Raw genomic sequence first — 15,562 nt, forward strand, 5'->3', positions numbered from 1 at the left:
GAAAAAAGAGCAACAGAATTCTCAATGTGGTTGCATGAAGTAAATCCCCCAATCCCCAACTTCTATGAAAAAAAGTAATTGAAGGATTGAACTAAAACGATGAATGAGCGAAGAAAACGAAAACGAAGAATTAGAGAATCTGGACAACAGCTTTGAAGAACAAGCCACAGAAACCATTACACGTGTCACTGGCATGTACAAGGAATGGTTTCTGGACTATGCCAGTTACGTAATTCTGGAGCGTGCGGTACCTGCCATAGAAGATGGTTTTAAACCAGTGCAACGACGTATCATGCAATCCATGAAGGATCTGGATGATGGTCGTTATAACAAGGTGGCAAACATTGTAGGTCACACTATGCAGTATCACCCGCATGGTGATGCATCCATAGGCGATGCCATGGTACAAATAGGGCAGAAGGACCTGCTCATTGATATGCAAGGAAACTGGGGAAACATTCTTACCGGCGATCCTGCAGCGGCCTCTCGTTACATTGAAGCGCGTTTATCCAAATTTGCTCTAGAAGTTCTCTTCAATCCTAAAATAACCGAATGGCAATCCAGCTATGATGGCCGTCGTAAGGAGCCTATCAATCTACCGGTCAAGTTTCCGTTACTGCTCACGCAAGGAGCGGAAGGTATTGCCGTAGGTTTAAGTACCAAAATATTACCACACAACTTTAACGAGATCATTGATGCCAGCATTAAACATTTGCAGGGCAAGCGTTTCAAATTATATCCTGATTTTCCAACAGGTGGCGAGGCAGATATCTCTGGCTATAACGATGGTATGCGAGGCGGTAAGGTACGTGTGCGTGCTAAAATGCATTCACCAGACAAGAGTACCATCATCATCACAGAGATTCCATTCTCTACAACTACCAGTTCGCTGATTGATTCCATTCTCAAAGCCAACGAGAAAGGCAAGATCAAGATCAAAAAGATCGAGGACAACACAGCTGCCGAAGTTGAGATCCAGATCCACTTACCGCCAGGATTGTCTCCAGACAAGACCATGGATGCATTGTTTGCTTTTACCAATTGTGAGGTAAGCGTATCGCCGCTGGGTTGTGTCATTGAAGATAACAAGCCATTATTTGTAGGCGTGACTGAAATGCTGCGCCGCAGCACAGATCACACGGTAGAACTCATACGTCAAGAGTTACAAATCCAGCTGGATGAAGTAGAAGAGCAGTGGCACTTTGCATCACTCGAGCGCATTTTTATTGAGAACAGGATCTACCGCGATATAGAAGAAGAAGAAACTTGGGATGGCGTGATCAATGCCATTGACAAAGGCTTGAAGCCGCATATTGGGCATTTGAAGCGAGCGATTACAGTAGATGATATTGTGAGGTTGACAGAGATTCGCATCAAGCGCATTTCTAAGTTTGATATCGATAAGGCACAGCAAAAAATTGAAGCGCTGGAAGACCGTATTGCAGAACTCAAAAAGAACCTGGAGAATCTGATAGAATTTACCATTGATTACTTCAAGAAATTGCAAAAGGATTACGGTAAGGACCGTACACGCCAGACCGCACTCAAAGCCTTTGATGATATCGTCGCCAGTAAGGTGGTCATTAGAAATACAAAGCTATACGTCAATCGCAAAGAAGGTTTCGTTGGGACCAGCTTGAAGCGCGATGAATATGTTTGTGATTGCGCAGACATCGATGATATTATCGTTTTCACGAAAGCCGGAACCATGATGGTCACTAAGGTAGATGCCAAGACGTTCGTTGGTAAAGATATTTTACATGTGGCTGTCTGGAAAAAGAAGGATAAACGCACTATTTACAACCTGATTTACCGTGATGGTAAGACAGGTCCTAGTTATGTAAAGCGATTTTCAGTGACGAGCATGACCAGAGATCGTGAATACAGTGTAGGCTATGGAACGGCAGGTACCAGCGTTCATTATTTTAGCGCCAACCCTAATGGTGAGGCAGAAATCGTCACGATCAACCTGCGCCAGCAAGGCAGCATCAAAAAATTAAAATGGGACCTAGATTTCTCTGAAATTTTGATCAAAGGAAGATCCAGTAAAGGAAATCTGGTGACTAAATACAACATCAAGAAAGTCGAACTCAAGGAAGAAGGCGTGAGTACGCTCAAACCGCGCAAGATCTGGTTTGATGATACGGTAAGACGACTTAATGTGGACGGTCGCGGTGAATTGCTGGGCGAGTTCAAAGGCGACGATCGATTACTAATCATCAATCAAAAAGGAATAGCGAAAACTGTGGTTCCTGAAGTTACAGCGCGTTTTGACGATGATATGATCGTTTTGGAAAAATGGATTCCCAACAAACCTATCAGTGCTATTTACTTTAATGGTGAGAAGGATTTATTTTACGTGAAGCGTTTCTTGATCGAGAATGAAGACAAAGAAGAGCTTTTCATATCAGACCACGAGAAATCCTATCTAGAAATCATTTCTACAGATCATCTACCGGTCGCGGAAGTGGTTTTCAATAAACCTCGTGGTAAGGAACAACCACCTAATGAGGAAATTCCGTTAGAAGAATTCATAAGCATCAAAGGCATCACGGCTCAAGGGAATATGTTGACAAAGGAAAAAGTCAAGCAAATCAACCTGCTGGATCCTTTGCCTTATGAAGAGCCGGAAGTAGAAGACGTAGAGGTCATTGAAGAAGATGACGAGGACGATACACCTGATAACGGCAACAATTCTCAAGACGAGAAACCTACAAAAGAAAAAGATCAAGATGGTGAGTCGCCTATAGATGATAAGGGACAAGCCAGTCTATTTTAAGTAAGAAAGGAATAATACATGGGCTTATTAACTGAATTTAAAGAGTTTGCGGTCAAGGGAAACATGATCGATATGGCCGTAGGTATCATCATTGGTACGGCATTCAACAAGGTGGTCACAGCCATTGTAGAAAAGGTTTTTTTACCACCATTATCACTGTTGACTGATGGTGTCAACTTCTCAAACCGTAAATGGGTACTGCGAGAAGGCATTGAAGCCACCAATACCACAGGTGCCACGCCTACACCAGGAACCGAAGAGATTGCCATAGGCTACGGTGAGTTGATCCAGGTTTCCATTGACTTTTTAATTATTGGATTTACCGTTTTTGTCGTGATTAAACTCATGAACAAGCTGCGCAATAGGGCACAGGATCCCAAAAATCCAGAAGTGGTCACTCCTAAGGATATCGAGCTGCTCAATGATTTAAAAGAGCTCATGCAAGAGCAAAACAAAATACTCTCTCAAAAATAATTTTAGAGAATAACTTACTGTAATTAAGGTGTTTGTGATTAGTTCGCTTTCGCGAAAGCGAACTGCAAAAAGCATTAATTAAACCTTTTAGGCGTTCTATAGTCAGAAACGTGAAAACGAATTTGAAGCTGTTTTTTAGCCAAAACACTTCTCTTGAAAATAGTTTTCATGTTAGATTTATTTGAATAGCCAAAGAAAAGCGCCAGAGAGAGACTCTGGCGCTTTTTTATTGATTTCTATTCGTCACTAAGTTTAGTGGCCGTCCCGTAGTAGATCTGGTCGCGACCAGACTGCTTGAATTCAAAGGAATAACTATTATCTGTCGTGTTAAGGATCTTGAAAAGGTAGGCGCGACTCTCTGCATTAGTTTTGGGGTTGATGGGAATAACGCGCCACTCGCAGGCGTTGATCCATTCTACTCTGGAAGTATCCACCACACCTTCAAAAGTTTCGATTTGCAAATCCTCTGTGCGTTCAAAAGTAGTTTTCAATAATTTGCCACCAGATTCCTGTTCCCAGACAAAAGTTCCAGTTCTAAAATCATCACAGTCTCTAGTATTGGTATAATTAGAACATGAGGTAAAAATGATGGCAAGGAGAACGATGGTGAAGCTGCGCATAAATATGTAATATTTTAAAAGTAGGCTACCTTATCTAACCCATTACAAAAATAAGCGCTGGAGATCGGTTTGGTCTGTTTTGACCGTCAAAGAAATCTTACAGGAGTTTTAGAGTTGTGACTATAATCTGAATCAAGAATTAGGTACGAACTCTTCAAAGGTTCCATCTTCATAGAACCAAATTACTTTTGTTATATTCTTCCCGTTTTTAATAGATAGTCTAGATACTTTTTTTGGAACCTCGGTAAGTTGTTCCGTTGTTTTTTGCTCTGCAGGTTGGTCTGGAATATTAGCTTTCTCTGGAACGATTACTTTCTTATTTATCGTTGTTGATTCACTTGATGCATTTGAATTTTCTGTAACACTTGATTTAGGGTAGGTGCCTTTTCCATTTAACAACCAGTAAAGATCTACATCATCAAAACTCTTGAGAATAGACAATACAAAGTCTAGACTAGGCTTGTTACGTCCAGATAAAATATGCGATATGGAACTGCGTCCTACACCAATTTGCTCGGCAAAACTCGATGCATTAAGCTCATGCCGCTCCATAATGAGCTCTAATCGTTTCGAAAATTCTTCTGAATCTACCATGTTTACAAATATAAACAAAACAGACTTCAAATACCTTTTCCATTTGTAAACATTCTTTATTTAATTAGTAAAACTTTGGATCTAGCAAGTTATTATATATGAATTAAAGGTTTAATAAAATTGATTTAATCATCTGATAAACAATATTATGATCGATCTATATAATGCTTGAGTCGTTTCATAAGGTTCTCTAGCTTGCTTGCTGTACATTCTCTATTCTTGGTGTTTACATCAATAAACAATTCACTGATACGCTTTGTTTACAATTGTAAATTTACTGGTGTTTACGAATGTAAACACATCATTTGATCATCTTTATTTACTTTACTAAATGTACTTTTGCATCAAAGAGTAATTACTATGAGCTCATCCATTCATAAGCTACCTCGATACTTTACCTATGAACATTTTGAAAAGGTTTTCATGGAAGTTATTGAAAAGTTGCCGCAGGATTTTTATTCGTTTTCCTATCTAGGATCTTCTGTTGAAAATCGATCTGTTTTTGGATTACGTCTAGGTCATGGCGATCTTAAGGTTTTGGCGTGGTCACAAATGCACGGTAACGAATCGACGACCACAAGAGCCATTGTAGGGCTTTTGGAAAACAAGGAATTCTTTCAACTTCTGGATAACATATCATTATATATTATTCCCGTTTTAAATCCTGATGGCGCTAATGAATGGACACGTAATAATGCCAATAACGTCGATCTTAATCGAGATGCTCAGGAATTGAGTCAGCCAGAAAGTTTGATTTTAAAAGATGCTATTGATTTTTTTAAACCTGATCTGGCCTTAAATCTTCATGGTCAAAGAACCATCTATGGTGTTGAAAATTCGGTCTTGCCCTGTCAATTGTCTTTTTTGACACCATCAGCAGATCCAGATAAGCGTATAACACCATCTCGTTTGCAGTCTATGAAACTCATCAATCACATAATTGCCGACCTTAAAGATCTTTCTAAGGCAGCTGTAGGCCGATATGATGATGCCTTCAATATCAATTGTTGGGGTGATTACTGTCAGTCTCAAGACATTCCCACCATTTTATTTGAGGCTGGACACGCTGGCGAAGACTACAGTCGCGACCATGTAGTAGAACTGATTAAGGAATCGCTAATGAGCGTTTTGAAAAACGTACCCATGATGAAAAATATAGAGAATGAAAATGAGTCCGTTTTAGAAGTCTATCAATCCATTCCTGCGGTACAGAAAAATTATGTAGATATATTGTTGCGCAATGCACCATCAATTAATGGAGCCCGAGACATCGCGATCATGTACCATGAACAGGTTGCTTCTGGTGGACTTGAGTTCATACCTATGATATATGCCATTGATGAGGACTGTATTTTATATGGACATCGAACTATAGACCTAGCCAAAGAAGAAAATTTCCAAGATGATCTGGTTATAGAAGACGATATGGTGGTCACCTCTCAATCGCTAAAAATCAGTTCTTTCATTAAATAATCATTTATTCTTCAATATTATTAGGAATCTATCAATGCAATCTTTTATTTTGTATTAAAATACAGAAAAAAATGAGGGCTAAAATAGACGAGATCGATAAGCAAATTCTTGATGTCTTAATTGAAAACACAAGAACACCTTTTACTGATATCGCAAAAAGATTAAATATTTCCGCTGGAACGGTTCACGTTCGGGTGAAAAAGATGGAAGAATCAGGAATCATTCATGGTTCCTCTTTAACGGTGGACTATCAACAGCTGGGTTACAACTTCATCGCTTACATAGGAGTATATCTAGACCGCACCAGTCAAACACAATTTGTATTGGGACGCATTGCAGAGATTCCTTATGTAACAGTGGCTCACATTACCACAGGTAAGTTCAATATCTTCTGTAAGATAAGAGCAAGAGACACTACGCATGCAAAAAAGATCATCTTCCTTTTAGACGACATCGACGGTGTGAGCCGTACAGAGACGATGATAAGTCTGGAAGAAAGCATCAATGATAAGAAACGATTGCTGCATAAAGTATTTCAGGATCTATAATGATTTTCCGTAGAGATATTAGGCCGTCAGAATATGCGGCGTACTACGAACCTTACATAAATAGCATATCGCTTTCCAGTGATATGCTATTTATGCTTAAGGAAACGCTTCGGGAAACGATTAAGTTCATCGATAATCTAGAAAAGCCCTTAGACCATCGCTATGCGCCAGATAAGTGGAGTATAGGTGAGCTGCTGGTCCACTGTATGGATACGGAACGCATTTTTGGTTACCGCGCCTTGTCATTCATGCGAGGTGATGCGACCAACCTTCCGGGATTTGATCAGGATTTATATGTGAGAGGTTTGAGGGATTTCGCTTTCGCGAAAGCGAACCTTATATCATCCCTAGAAATTGTACGAGCTTCTACCATTGATTTGTTTGAGAATGCAACGCCAGAATCATTGAATAATCTAGGTGTTGGTAGCGGTCACTCTATGTCAGTTAGAGCAATTCCGTTTGTGATATGTGGACACTGGAAGCATCATTTAAAAATCATTGAGAACAGATATTAACGTCCTTTATGAAGTTTCCCACAAATTTACCGTTTCCTTTAGGTAGGCTTCTGATTTGTTAACGCTGTTTTACTTTGCTTCATCCTGATCTTTGTGATGAACCAAAAAAATAGATATTATGAATAAGAATGTAGCCATATTAGCCACGAATGGATTTGAAGAAAGCGAACTTACCAGTCCTAAAAAAGCTTTTGAAGATGCAGGAGCCACTGTACATATAGTATCACCTGAAAAAGGTGAAATTAAAGCTTGGGCAGACGGTAATTGGTCCAAATCCTATAAGGTAGATAAACAATTAAATGAAGTCAGTGCCAGTGATTATGATGCGCTGATGTTGCCTGGAGGCGTAATCAATCCAGACAGTTTGAGAACCAACGAAGATGCCCTTTCTTTTATTAAAGACTTTTTCAAACAGAAGAAGCCAGTAAGTGCTATTTGTCACGGGCCGTGGACCTTAATTAATGCAGAAGTAGTGGAAGGCAGAAAAATGACGTCCTACCACACTATACGTAAAGATTTAGAAAACGCAGGAGCTAACTGGGTAGACCAAGAAGTTGTAACCGATCAAGGGTTTGTAACTAGTAGAAATCCCAACGATCTTCCAGCGTTCAACAAAAAAATTGTTGAAGAATTGAGAGAAGGAAAACACGATAGACAACACGCATAATTTTGCATATTTAATTTAAAAAGCCCTTTCAAAATTTATTTTGAAAGGGCTTTTTAGTATTTGAACTGTAAGTTATTATTGATTAAGCATCACGGGCATTACCAGCATCGTCACATTTTCACCTTCATCAAGTCCATCTACTGGGGTTAGAATACCAGCGCGATTGGGTAACGACATTTCAAGCGATACATCATCACAATTAAGGTTATTGAGCATTTCAATCAAGAAACGACTGTTAAAGCCTATTTGCATGTCATCACCTTGATAATCGCAAGTGAGTCGCTCGTCTGCTTTATTGCTATAATCTAGATCTTCAGCAGAAATATTTAATTCTGCACCTGCCATTTTAAGTCTTATCTGGTGCGTGGTTTTATTGGAGAAAATGCTCACACGTCGCACACTATTCAAGAACTGCGTTCTTGAAATGGTAAGTTTGTTAGGGTTTTCCTTAGGAATTACTGCCTCATAATTAGGATACTTTCCATCAATCAATCTACAGATGATGGTTGTGTTCTCAAAAGTAAATTGAGCATTACTTTCATTGTATTCAATGAGTACATCAGCCTCGCTTCCTTGTAGAATAGACTTCAATAAGTTGAGTGGCTTTTTAGGCATGATAAATTCTGCCGTCTGACTTGCCGTAACATCTTCTCTTCTGTAACGAACCAGTTTATGAGCATCAGTAGCCACAAAGGTTAGGGAATCACTAGCAAATTGGAAGAATACTCCACTCATCACGGGTCTCAAATCATCATTTCCTGCTGCAAAAATCGTTTTGTTAATAGCTGTCGCTAGGGTATCACCCATCACGGAAGTACTACTAGGATCCTGCAGTTGAACTGCTTTTGGGAATTCTTCAGCCGGAGCACAAGCTATTTCAGATTTTCCTTTGTCATGACTTACGGTCATCATTGTTCCTTCAGAATGAAACGTAAGTGGCTGCTCAGGAAAGGTTTTTAAGGTATCCAATAATAATCTTGCTGGAATAGCAATTTGACCATCATCTTGACTTTCAACATTTAGTCTACTAATAATTGTGGTCTCCATGTCAGATGCAGAAACCTTCAATTCATTACCGACCAATTCCAAAAGGAAATTGTCAAGAATAGGCAATGTGTTGTTATTGTTTATCACACCACCTAACAATTGTAAGTGCTTTTGCAAATAGGAACTTGATACTATAAACTTCATCGTGTCTTATTAAAATCATTTACCGGTGTCCCAAATTAAGCGGACAATGGTATAAAACTTGTAAACTAATCAATTAAATTGCGACTCTCAATCGCGGAGCAAAGATATTTTTTATAATATGGCTGCGCACATTTACTTATCAACAATATATTCCTTTTTGTCTACTTATATGGAAAATAAAATTACACTCTTATGTATTTGCCTCTTAATTTTTGTTATTGGCCAAGCTCAAACTACTCAGCAACGAAAGGAAATGGTGAAAGCTGTAGATCCAATTCATGAACAAGAACTGAAACAATTTATACTGAAGAGGTCTAAATTAAATAGTAAAGAAGTTTCAGACTATCTAACCACTAATCCTACTAAAGCAATTGCAAAAACCTCTGACGGTGAGTTTAAATGGCTAGAAAGAATTGACGGTAATGGAAATCCTGTTTATCTCGTACCTTATAACTACAGCGGTGGACTTACCATAGGCGTTGATCATTTACATTCTGGAGGTAGTTTAGGTTTAAACATTGAAGGTCAAGGTATCACTGCAGTCATATGGGATGGCGGTTATTCAAGGGAAACACATGAAGAGTTTTCCTCACGTGTTTTTTATGGTGAATTAGGACAAAATCTTAGCGATCACGGTACTCATGTAGGAGGTACTATTATAAGCGCAGGTTCAAGTATTTTATCTTTACGAGGTATGGCTCCAATGGGAAGTTTAAACTCTTATAGGTTTGATGATGATGTAACTGAAATGTTTGCAGAAGCCCAAAATGGTAGTATTTTATCAAATCACAGTTATGGAGTAGAGGTAACTCAAAATACACCAATTGCTTATTTTGGACGTTATACCGAGTCTGCAATAGCATTTGACTTCATTGCTTTTCGCTATCCTTATTTTCTGCCAGTTGTGAGTGCAGGGAATGATAGAGGTCAAGGTTTTAATCCTAATGATGGAGGTTATGATATTTTGACTGATAGAGCGGTTGCTAAAAATTTAATTACTGTAGGAGCGGTAAATAATGTCTTTAGATATAGTGGCCCATCAAGTGTAGAAATGTCTAGTTTTAGTTCGTTTGGCCCAACGGACGATGGTAGAATAAAGCCTGATATTGTAGCAAAAGGCGTAGGTGTGTTCAGTTTAAGTAGCGATTCTGATACAGCAACTGGGGTAAAGAGCGGAACTTCAATGTCTGCCCCAATGGTTACGGGCGGCTTAATGCTTCTGCAACAACTCTACAATGAAGAGAAAGGAATCTTTATGAAATCAGCCACCGCAAAGGGTGTTGCTTTGATGACCACAAAAGAAGCAGGCAGTGATCCCGGACCTGATTATAGATTTGGATGGGGATTGTTCGACGTAGAAGCAGCAGCTAATATGATCTTAAATCTCGACAGTAGTAGTTCGGTCATGGAGAATGAGCTTGAAAGCAAAAATACATATGAGCAAATTTTTGTTTCTAAAAATAATGAACGAGTTAGTTTTGCTTTATCATGGACGGATGCACCTGGTAGAGAGGTAGCCTTTGACGCTGAAGAAGATCTTGAAACACCTAATTTGATAAACGATTTAGATTTAAAGGTGATAGCTGACGATGGTACTGTATTTTATCCTTATAAATTAAATAAGGACAAACCGAGAAGTGCCGCCACAACAGGTGTCAACAATGTTGACAACATAGAAATCATCCACATTGATGCGCCAGCAGGAAATTATAGGGTCGAAATTACTCATAAAGGCGAGCTGTCAGAAACGCAACCGTATTCTCTACTGGTAAACGGCGCGACACCACAAACAGCCTCTTCTAGTTCTGAAGAAATTTCTGGGCTCAGTATTTTCCCTAATCCTGCAAATGAGGTTGTCAATATAACCTTTGATGCTACTACCGTTTCCAGTAAGGTCAGCGTGCAATTTTATAATACTCTTGGACAAATGGTACGTCATGAATCCTTCAACAATAACGGCAGATTTAACCAGCAAGTCAACATTTCAGACTTAGGATCTGGAGTATATTTTGTACAGGTAAGCGATGGTAACCTTAAATCTACACGCAAACTGATCATTAAATAACAGATCAAAGATTCGATAACAAAAAAGCCCGATCGCATAAACGATCGGGCTTTTTATTGTAATAGTTGATATCTAGTAAACTTCTAAAATTTTGAATTCTTTGTTGTTGAATGTAAAGCTTTCGTTTTCCTTCATTCCTTTCATGGCAAGGTAGATGGGCGCCTTGTTGGAAATAGCAAACAGGTCACTGTTTTGCTCTCTTAGTTCCAGTTGTCCTATTCCTACGCTTATGAGTAATAATCTATCAGTAGTTCTTACAATCGCACCTTCTTGAACTGTTTTCTTGCCACCGTGAAAATCAATATTGTTGAATTCTACCAGCATGTCTTCATGCTCTTCACGCAACTGGGCATATCGTTCAAAATCTCCCAACAGTTCACCTTGACTGTCGTCATTGTCATATCCGTGTTTGGTTTCGTTGGACTCGATACTATTATTAATGTCATCCAGCTGCTCCTTATGGACAGCGATGCGGTCTTTAATTTCCTGCTTACAAGCTGCAACGGCAGCCATTTTCAATTCTTTCATAGCCTTTAGTTTGGTGTAAAGATATAAGGCTGCAATAGCTGGTACCGATAACTTAGTTTAATTTTAGCATATTGCTATAAGTCGATGGTAGGACGCTCAAAAACCTGGATGCTACTTATAAGGCGTTCTCGCACGATATTCATCATGCGTTTGTTAAGTGCGCTGGAATTGGAGATGTAAAATAAATATTCTTTGATGGTGAACATTCCCATGATAATTCCCTTGAGACTGTTCCTAAATTTTTGATCACGGTTCACGGCATTCTCAATATAGTCCACTCTTTTCACGGCCGTCAAGCCATAAAAAACATTCTTGTATTTCTTGATATAGTTGCGAAAAACCTCCACCAGCAAATCATGCTGCAGTTTTGCCACTGGACGCAGTGTGCGATTCTGGAACTGTTCATCTGCGCTCATCGTATCATTGACTTTGGCGCTCGGGATGTCGGGTCGCAGCGCCACGAGATACTCATCTCTGTTTTCCATAATAAAGTGTTTTTTAAATGTAGGGATGATGTGGCTGGATTCGCTTTCGCGAAAGCGGACATTCTCCACAACCTTATCAACAATCACAATACGTTAAACCATTGCAAAGAGCCTCGGCGCAAGTGGGCGCTCGTTGTATTTTTAAAATAAAAACCATGATCACGACCATCAATCCATACAACGGCAGCGAACTTAAAACCTACCAAGAAGATACGGAAAGCCAAATTGAAGACAAACTTAAAATAGCTGATGCAGCCTTTAAGGAATGGCGCAAAACCGATATGGATTTTAGAGCAAAACTCATCAAAAAAGTAGGTGAGTTGCTGCGCCAAAACGCCCAAACCTATGCCCGACAAATGGCCATGGAAATGGGAAAACCCATAAGTCAAGGTAAAGCCGAAGCTGAAAAATGTGCCTGGCTATGTGATTATTATGCAGACCATGCTCCAGGTTTTTTAAAACCAGAAAAATTTGAAACTGATTATCATAAATCCTATGTGACTTATGAGCCTATAGGTGTGGTGCTGGCCGTAATGCCATGGAACTATCCATTCTGGCAAGTCATGCGATTTATCGTGCCTGCTTTAATGGCAGGAAATGTAGGTGTTCTCAAACATTCCAGTAGCGTGATGGGTTGTGCTCTCATGCTGGAAGAACTCTTTAGAGAAGCTGGATTTCCAGATGGGTGCTTAAAAAACCTTACGGTGAGTAGTGACCCTATAGAATCGGTGATTAAAAACCCTATTATAAAAGCCGTCACTCTTACCGGTTCTAAACCAGCAGGAAGTGCCGTGGCTTCTACCGCAGGTAGCGAGATTAAAAAGACTGTTTTGGAATTGGGCGGTAGTAATGCCCTAGTAGTTTTTGAAGATGTTGATATTGATAATGCAGTGGACACCTGTGTGGATGCACGATACCAGAATACAGGCCAAAGTTGTATCGCAGGTAAACGATTGTTACTGCACAAAGAAATAGCAACCGTTTTCTTGCAAAAGCTAACCAATAAAGTGAAGGAATTGAAATCTGGAGATCCTCTAAAAGTAGATACTTATATAGGCGTGATGGCACGACCAGACCTTGCGGAGGAACTGGAAGAAACCATGCACAAGTCCATTAATATGGGCGCACATTTACATCTAGGTGGGAAAAGAGATGGCGCCTATTTTGAGCCTACTATTTTGACCCATGTGACCAGAGACATGCCAGCTTTTAAGGAAGAAACCTTTGGTCCGTTATTGGCAGTTACCACTTTTGAAAGTGATCAAGAAGCGATTGATTTAGTCAATGAGTCAGAATTTGGTTTAGGTGTAAGCCTTTTCTCTGAAGATACCGACCGCATGGAGCGGTTGTCTGCTCATTTTGATGATGGCGCCGTGTTCATCAATGAGAAGGTGAGTAGTCATCCTAACTTACCTTTTGGCGGTACGGGAATTTCTGGTTACGGACGTGAACTGTCGAGATTTGGCATTCGTGAATTTGTGAATATCAAGACCGTAGTGGTGAATTTGTATGAGTAGATTCTCTTGCGTTTTCTATAGGTATTCGTCTAATTCGTCACTTTGAGCGTAATTAAATTGTCGAATAAAACAGTTATTTTTCCTACAAAATAGTATCTAATATTTATTATCATCTGTGAAAAATCAAGGTTTAAATATTAGATTAATCGATAAAGTGCATTGAAAGTGTTCAAATTAGTTTGTTTTAATGAATCTTAAGATAGCAAATTTATTTATCTGAATATTTTTGTTTTACAACATGCTATTATGAAGTACTTTACGTTTTTAATTATCACTTTTTTTTCTGTATTTGCATATTCACAAGTGGGCATAGGTACAGCTTTCCCAGAGTCCTCGCTAGATATAAGGGCAGCAAATCATTTAGGTAACGTATCTGCCTCTGATGGTGTGCTCGTTCCTCGAGTCAACGACTTGTCTACCGCAGGATCAACGGATGGCCAATTGGTTTATTTGACTTCAGATGTTTCTACATTTACTAAAGGCTTCCATTATTGGGATGATGCTCTAAGCGCCTGGACACCAATTAATAGTACCATTGAACCATGGAATCGTGCCGGCACAAATAATCCAGCAACCTTAAATACAGATAACCTTTACACGTTGGGTCAGGTGGGTATAGGAACTAATAACCCGTTGGGTGCGTTGCATATAACTACGGAGAATTCCAGAGATGTTCTTTTCTTAAGATTTATAGATGGACTTGATGATGATCTTGATCTTGATTTATTCCGTTCTTTAGGAAGTGTCGCGTCACCAGGCTTATTACCAGACAATACTAGACTGGGCGGTGTAAGAGGTCAATCACTAATTAACGCTAGCACTTATGCTTTTAGACCTAGTGCAGAGATTTATTTTGAATCTGACGGTGCGTCTAGTGCTACGTCAAGCTCGGGTAAAATTAAATTTGCTACAACACCAGCAGGCGCATTATCGACTGTTGACCGAATGGTGATTAGAGAGAATGGATTTATTGGAATAGGAACAAATGATCCTGTTGAGCGCATTGAAATTAAAAGAGCTGGCGACAATGACATGCAATTTACAAGTGCCAGTACAAATCCTCCCAACGTTATATTCTACAATACAGGTGGATCTCTGGACTCTCCTGGACTTTTAGGCAGTAACCAGGAGATTGGATCTGTAGTGTTTAAGACAAATAACGGTTCATCCATCAGGGAAGTGGGTGGAGTACGCATGTTTATGGATGGAACCCCAACAGCATCAAGCTTACCTACAAAATTAGTCTTTAACACAACGCCTGCTGGTGCTCAGGAGCAGACCCTGGATCCTGCTGCAATGACTATCGATAATGCTGGAATGGTTGGTATTGGAGTTAGTGATCCACAGGCAAAACTCGATATTGCAGGTAATATAAAGATCGTTGATGGTACTCAAGGTGCAGATAAGGTGCTTACTTCAGACGCAAATGGTGTTGCCAGTTGGAAAACTCCACTAGGTGCCAGACAAACTGTGTATAGAACTCAGCCAAGATCTGCGGCTAATGGCACAACTTTACCCACTACAGGTTTAATTGAGCTTGAAGGTTACATAAGAATGACTATAACAAAAGAAACCAACGACTTTTATTCCACTGAAATTCAAAATATTTTTGGTTCGTCTATAAATGTAACCGTTGTTTCAGGTATGGCGGGACAATCAATTGAAACCTCGGATTTCGTTGAAGTAGCGATGCCTAATAATTCAAAAATAGATGTTGACGATAATGGTTTAACTTTTTGGGAAGCGCAGGGCGAAAACACAGAAATCTTAACAGCAGACATCATTTTACCCAATGGTAGCTGGTATGAAATGCAGTGGTTTGCTTTTGAGAAAAACCTAACCAAACAAACTTTTATGACTGCTATCAAGAAATATTAGTGTAATGGTTGGATATTCTAAACATAATGATAGTAAAATATATACCGCTATCACTTGATACTTGGTAATCGCTGTTTTTCTTCCAGTTTTAACGAATATAGTTTGAAAGACTATTTCAATTCAAACAGCCTTATTTTCAATCTAATTCTTATTCATTTTCCATGATTATAAAATGCAGCTATTTGAACCAAAACTTGCTTCATCAATCTGCTGTGTTTAGGAAATATT

The 15,562-nt window shown here is 39.4% G+C and carries 14 protein-coding genes; 9 read left to right on the forward strand and 5 right to left on the reverse strand.

Annotation, left to right across the window (positions count from 1 at the left end):
• Window positions 1-103: 103 nt before the first annotated feature.
• Window positions 104-2,779 (forward strand): DNA gyrase/topoisomerase IV subunit A, encoded by a 2,676-nt coding sequence (locus AAU57_RS09165; protein ID WP_055412622.1) that lies wholly within the window; start codon window positions 104-106, stop codon window positions 2,777-2,779.
• A gap of 18 nt (window positions 2,780-2,797) precedes the next feature.
• Complete coding sequence (mscL, locus tag AAU57_RS09170; protein ID WP_055412623.1) at window positions 2,798-3,253, forward strand: large conductance mechanosensitive channel protein MscL; 456 nt, start codon at window positions 2,798-2,800, stop codon at window positions 3,251-3,253.
• Window positions 3,254-3,489: 236 nt separating this feature from the next.
• On the opposite strand, the gene AAU57_RS09175 is transcribed toward mscL, so the two are convergent.
• A complete protein-coding gene (locus tag AAU57_RS09175; protein ID WP_055412624.1) occupies window positions 3,490-3,873 on the reverse strand; it encodes a hypothetical protein in 384 nt (127 codons plus the stop codon).
• Window positions 3,874-4,005: 132 nt separating this feature from the next.
• Window positions 4,006-4,467, reverse strand: a complete 462-nt coding sequence (locus AAU57_RS09180; protein WP_055412625.1) for a helix-turn-helix domain-containing protein — start codon at window positions 4,465-4,467, stop codon at window positions 4,006-4,008.
• Window positions 4,468-4,827: 360 nt separating this feature from the next.
• Here AAU57_RS09180 and AAU57_RS09185 point away from each other — a divergent pair, with 360 nt between their 5' ends.
• From AAU57_RS09185 to AAU57_RS09200, 4 genes are all read left to right on the forward strand, one after another.
• Window positions 4,828-5,940 (forward strand): M14 family zinc carboxypeptidase, encoded by a 1,113-nt coding sequence (locus AAU57_RS09185; RefSeq protein WP_055412626.1) that lies wholly within the window; start codon window positions 4,828-4,830, stop codon window positions 5,938-5,940.
• Between the two features lie 71 nt (window positions 5,941-6,011).
• Window positions 6,012-6,488: an Lrp/AsnC family transcriptional regulator gene (locus tag AAU57_RS09190; protein ID WP_055412627.1), complete on the forward strand. Its 477-nt coding sequence runs from the start codon at window positions 6,012-6,014 to the stop codon at window positions 6,486-6,488.
• Window positions 6,488-7,003 carry a DinB family protein gene (locus tag AAU57_RS09195; protein WP_082438600.1) on the forward strand — a complete coding sequence of 172 codons (516 nt, stop codon included), beginning with the start codon at window positions 6,488-6,490 and terminating at the stop codon, window positions 7,001-7,003. Before AAU57_RS09190 ends, AAU57_RS09195 begins: the two co-directional genes overlap by 1 nt.
• 118 nt (window positions 7,004-7,121) lie before the next feature.
• On the forward strand, window positions 7,122-7,670 hold the full coding sequence (locus AAU57_RS09200; protein WP_055412628.1) for a type 1 glutamine amidotransferase domain-containing protein: 549 nt from the start codon (window positions 7,122-7,124) through the stop codon (window positions 7,668-7,670).
• Between the two features lie 75 nt (window positions 7,671-7,745).
• On the opposite strand, the gene dnaN is transcribed toward AAU57_RS09200, so the two are convergent.
• Window positions 7,746-8,861, reverse strand: a complete 1,116-nt coding sequence (gene dnaN, locus AAU57_RS09205; protein WP_055412629.1) for a DNA polymerase III subunit beta — start codon at window positions 8,859-8,861, stop codon at window positions 7,746-7,748.
• Between the two features lie 118 nt (window positions 8,862-8,979).
• On the opposite strand from dnaN, the gene AAU57_RS09210 reads away from it, so the two are divergent.
• The gene (locus AAU57_RS09210) at window positions 8,980-10,926 is read left to right on the forward strand and encodes a S8 family serine peptidase (RefSeq protein WP_082438601.1); all 1,947 of its coding nucleotides are present in this window, start codon (window positions 8,980-8,982) and stop codon (window positions 10,924-10,926) included.
• A gap of 72 nt (window positions 10,927-10,998) precedes the next feature.
• On the opposite strand, the gene AAU57_RS09215 is transcribed toward AAU57_RS09210, so the two are convergent.
• Both AAU57_RS09215 and AAU57_RS09220 read right to left on the reverse strand, forming a co-directional pair.
• A complete protein-coding gene (locus AAU57_RS09215; RefSeq protein WP_055412631.1) occupies window positions 10,999-11,454 on the reverse strand; it encodes a hypothetical protein in 456 nt (151 codons plus the stop codon).
• A gap of 74 nt (window positions 11,455-11,528) precedes the next feature.
• Window positions 11,529-11,939 (reverse strand): hypothetical protein, encoded by a 411-nt coding sequence (locus AAU57_RS09220; protein ID WP_055413727.1) that lies wholly within the window; start codon window positions 11,937-11,939, stop codon window positions 11,529-11,531.
• Between the two features lie 155 nt (window positions 11,940-12,094).
• Between AAU57_RS09220 and AAU57_RS09225 the strand changes: the two genes are divergently transcribed.
• Both AAU57_RS09225 and AAU57_RS09230 read left to right on the forward strand, forming a co-directional pair.
• Entirely contained in the window at window positions 12,095-13,456 is a 1,362-nt protein-coding gene (locus AAU57_RS09225; protein WP_055412632.1) for an NAD-dependent succinate-semialdehyde dehydrogenase, read from the forward strand.
• A gap of 246 nt (window positions 13,457-13,702) precedes the next feature.
• A complete protein-coding gene (locus AAU57_RS09230) occupies window positions 13,703-15,334 on the forward strand; it encodes a hypothetical protein (RefSeq protein WP_055412633.1) in 1,632 nt (543 codons plus the stop codon).
• Window positions 15,335-15,562 lie beyond the last annotated feature (228 nt).

This window comes from Nonlabens sp. YIK11, assembly GCF_001413925.1.
In the GTDB taxonomy this organism is placed as follows: Bacteria; Bacteroidota; Bacteroidia; order Flavobacteriales; family Flavobacteriaceae; genus Nonlabens.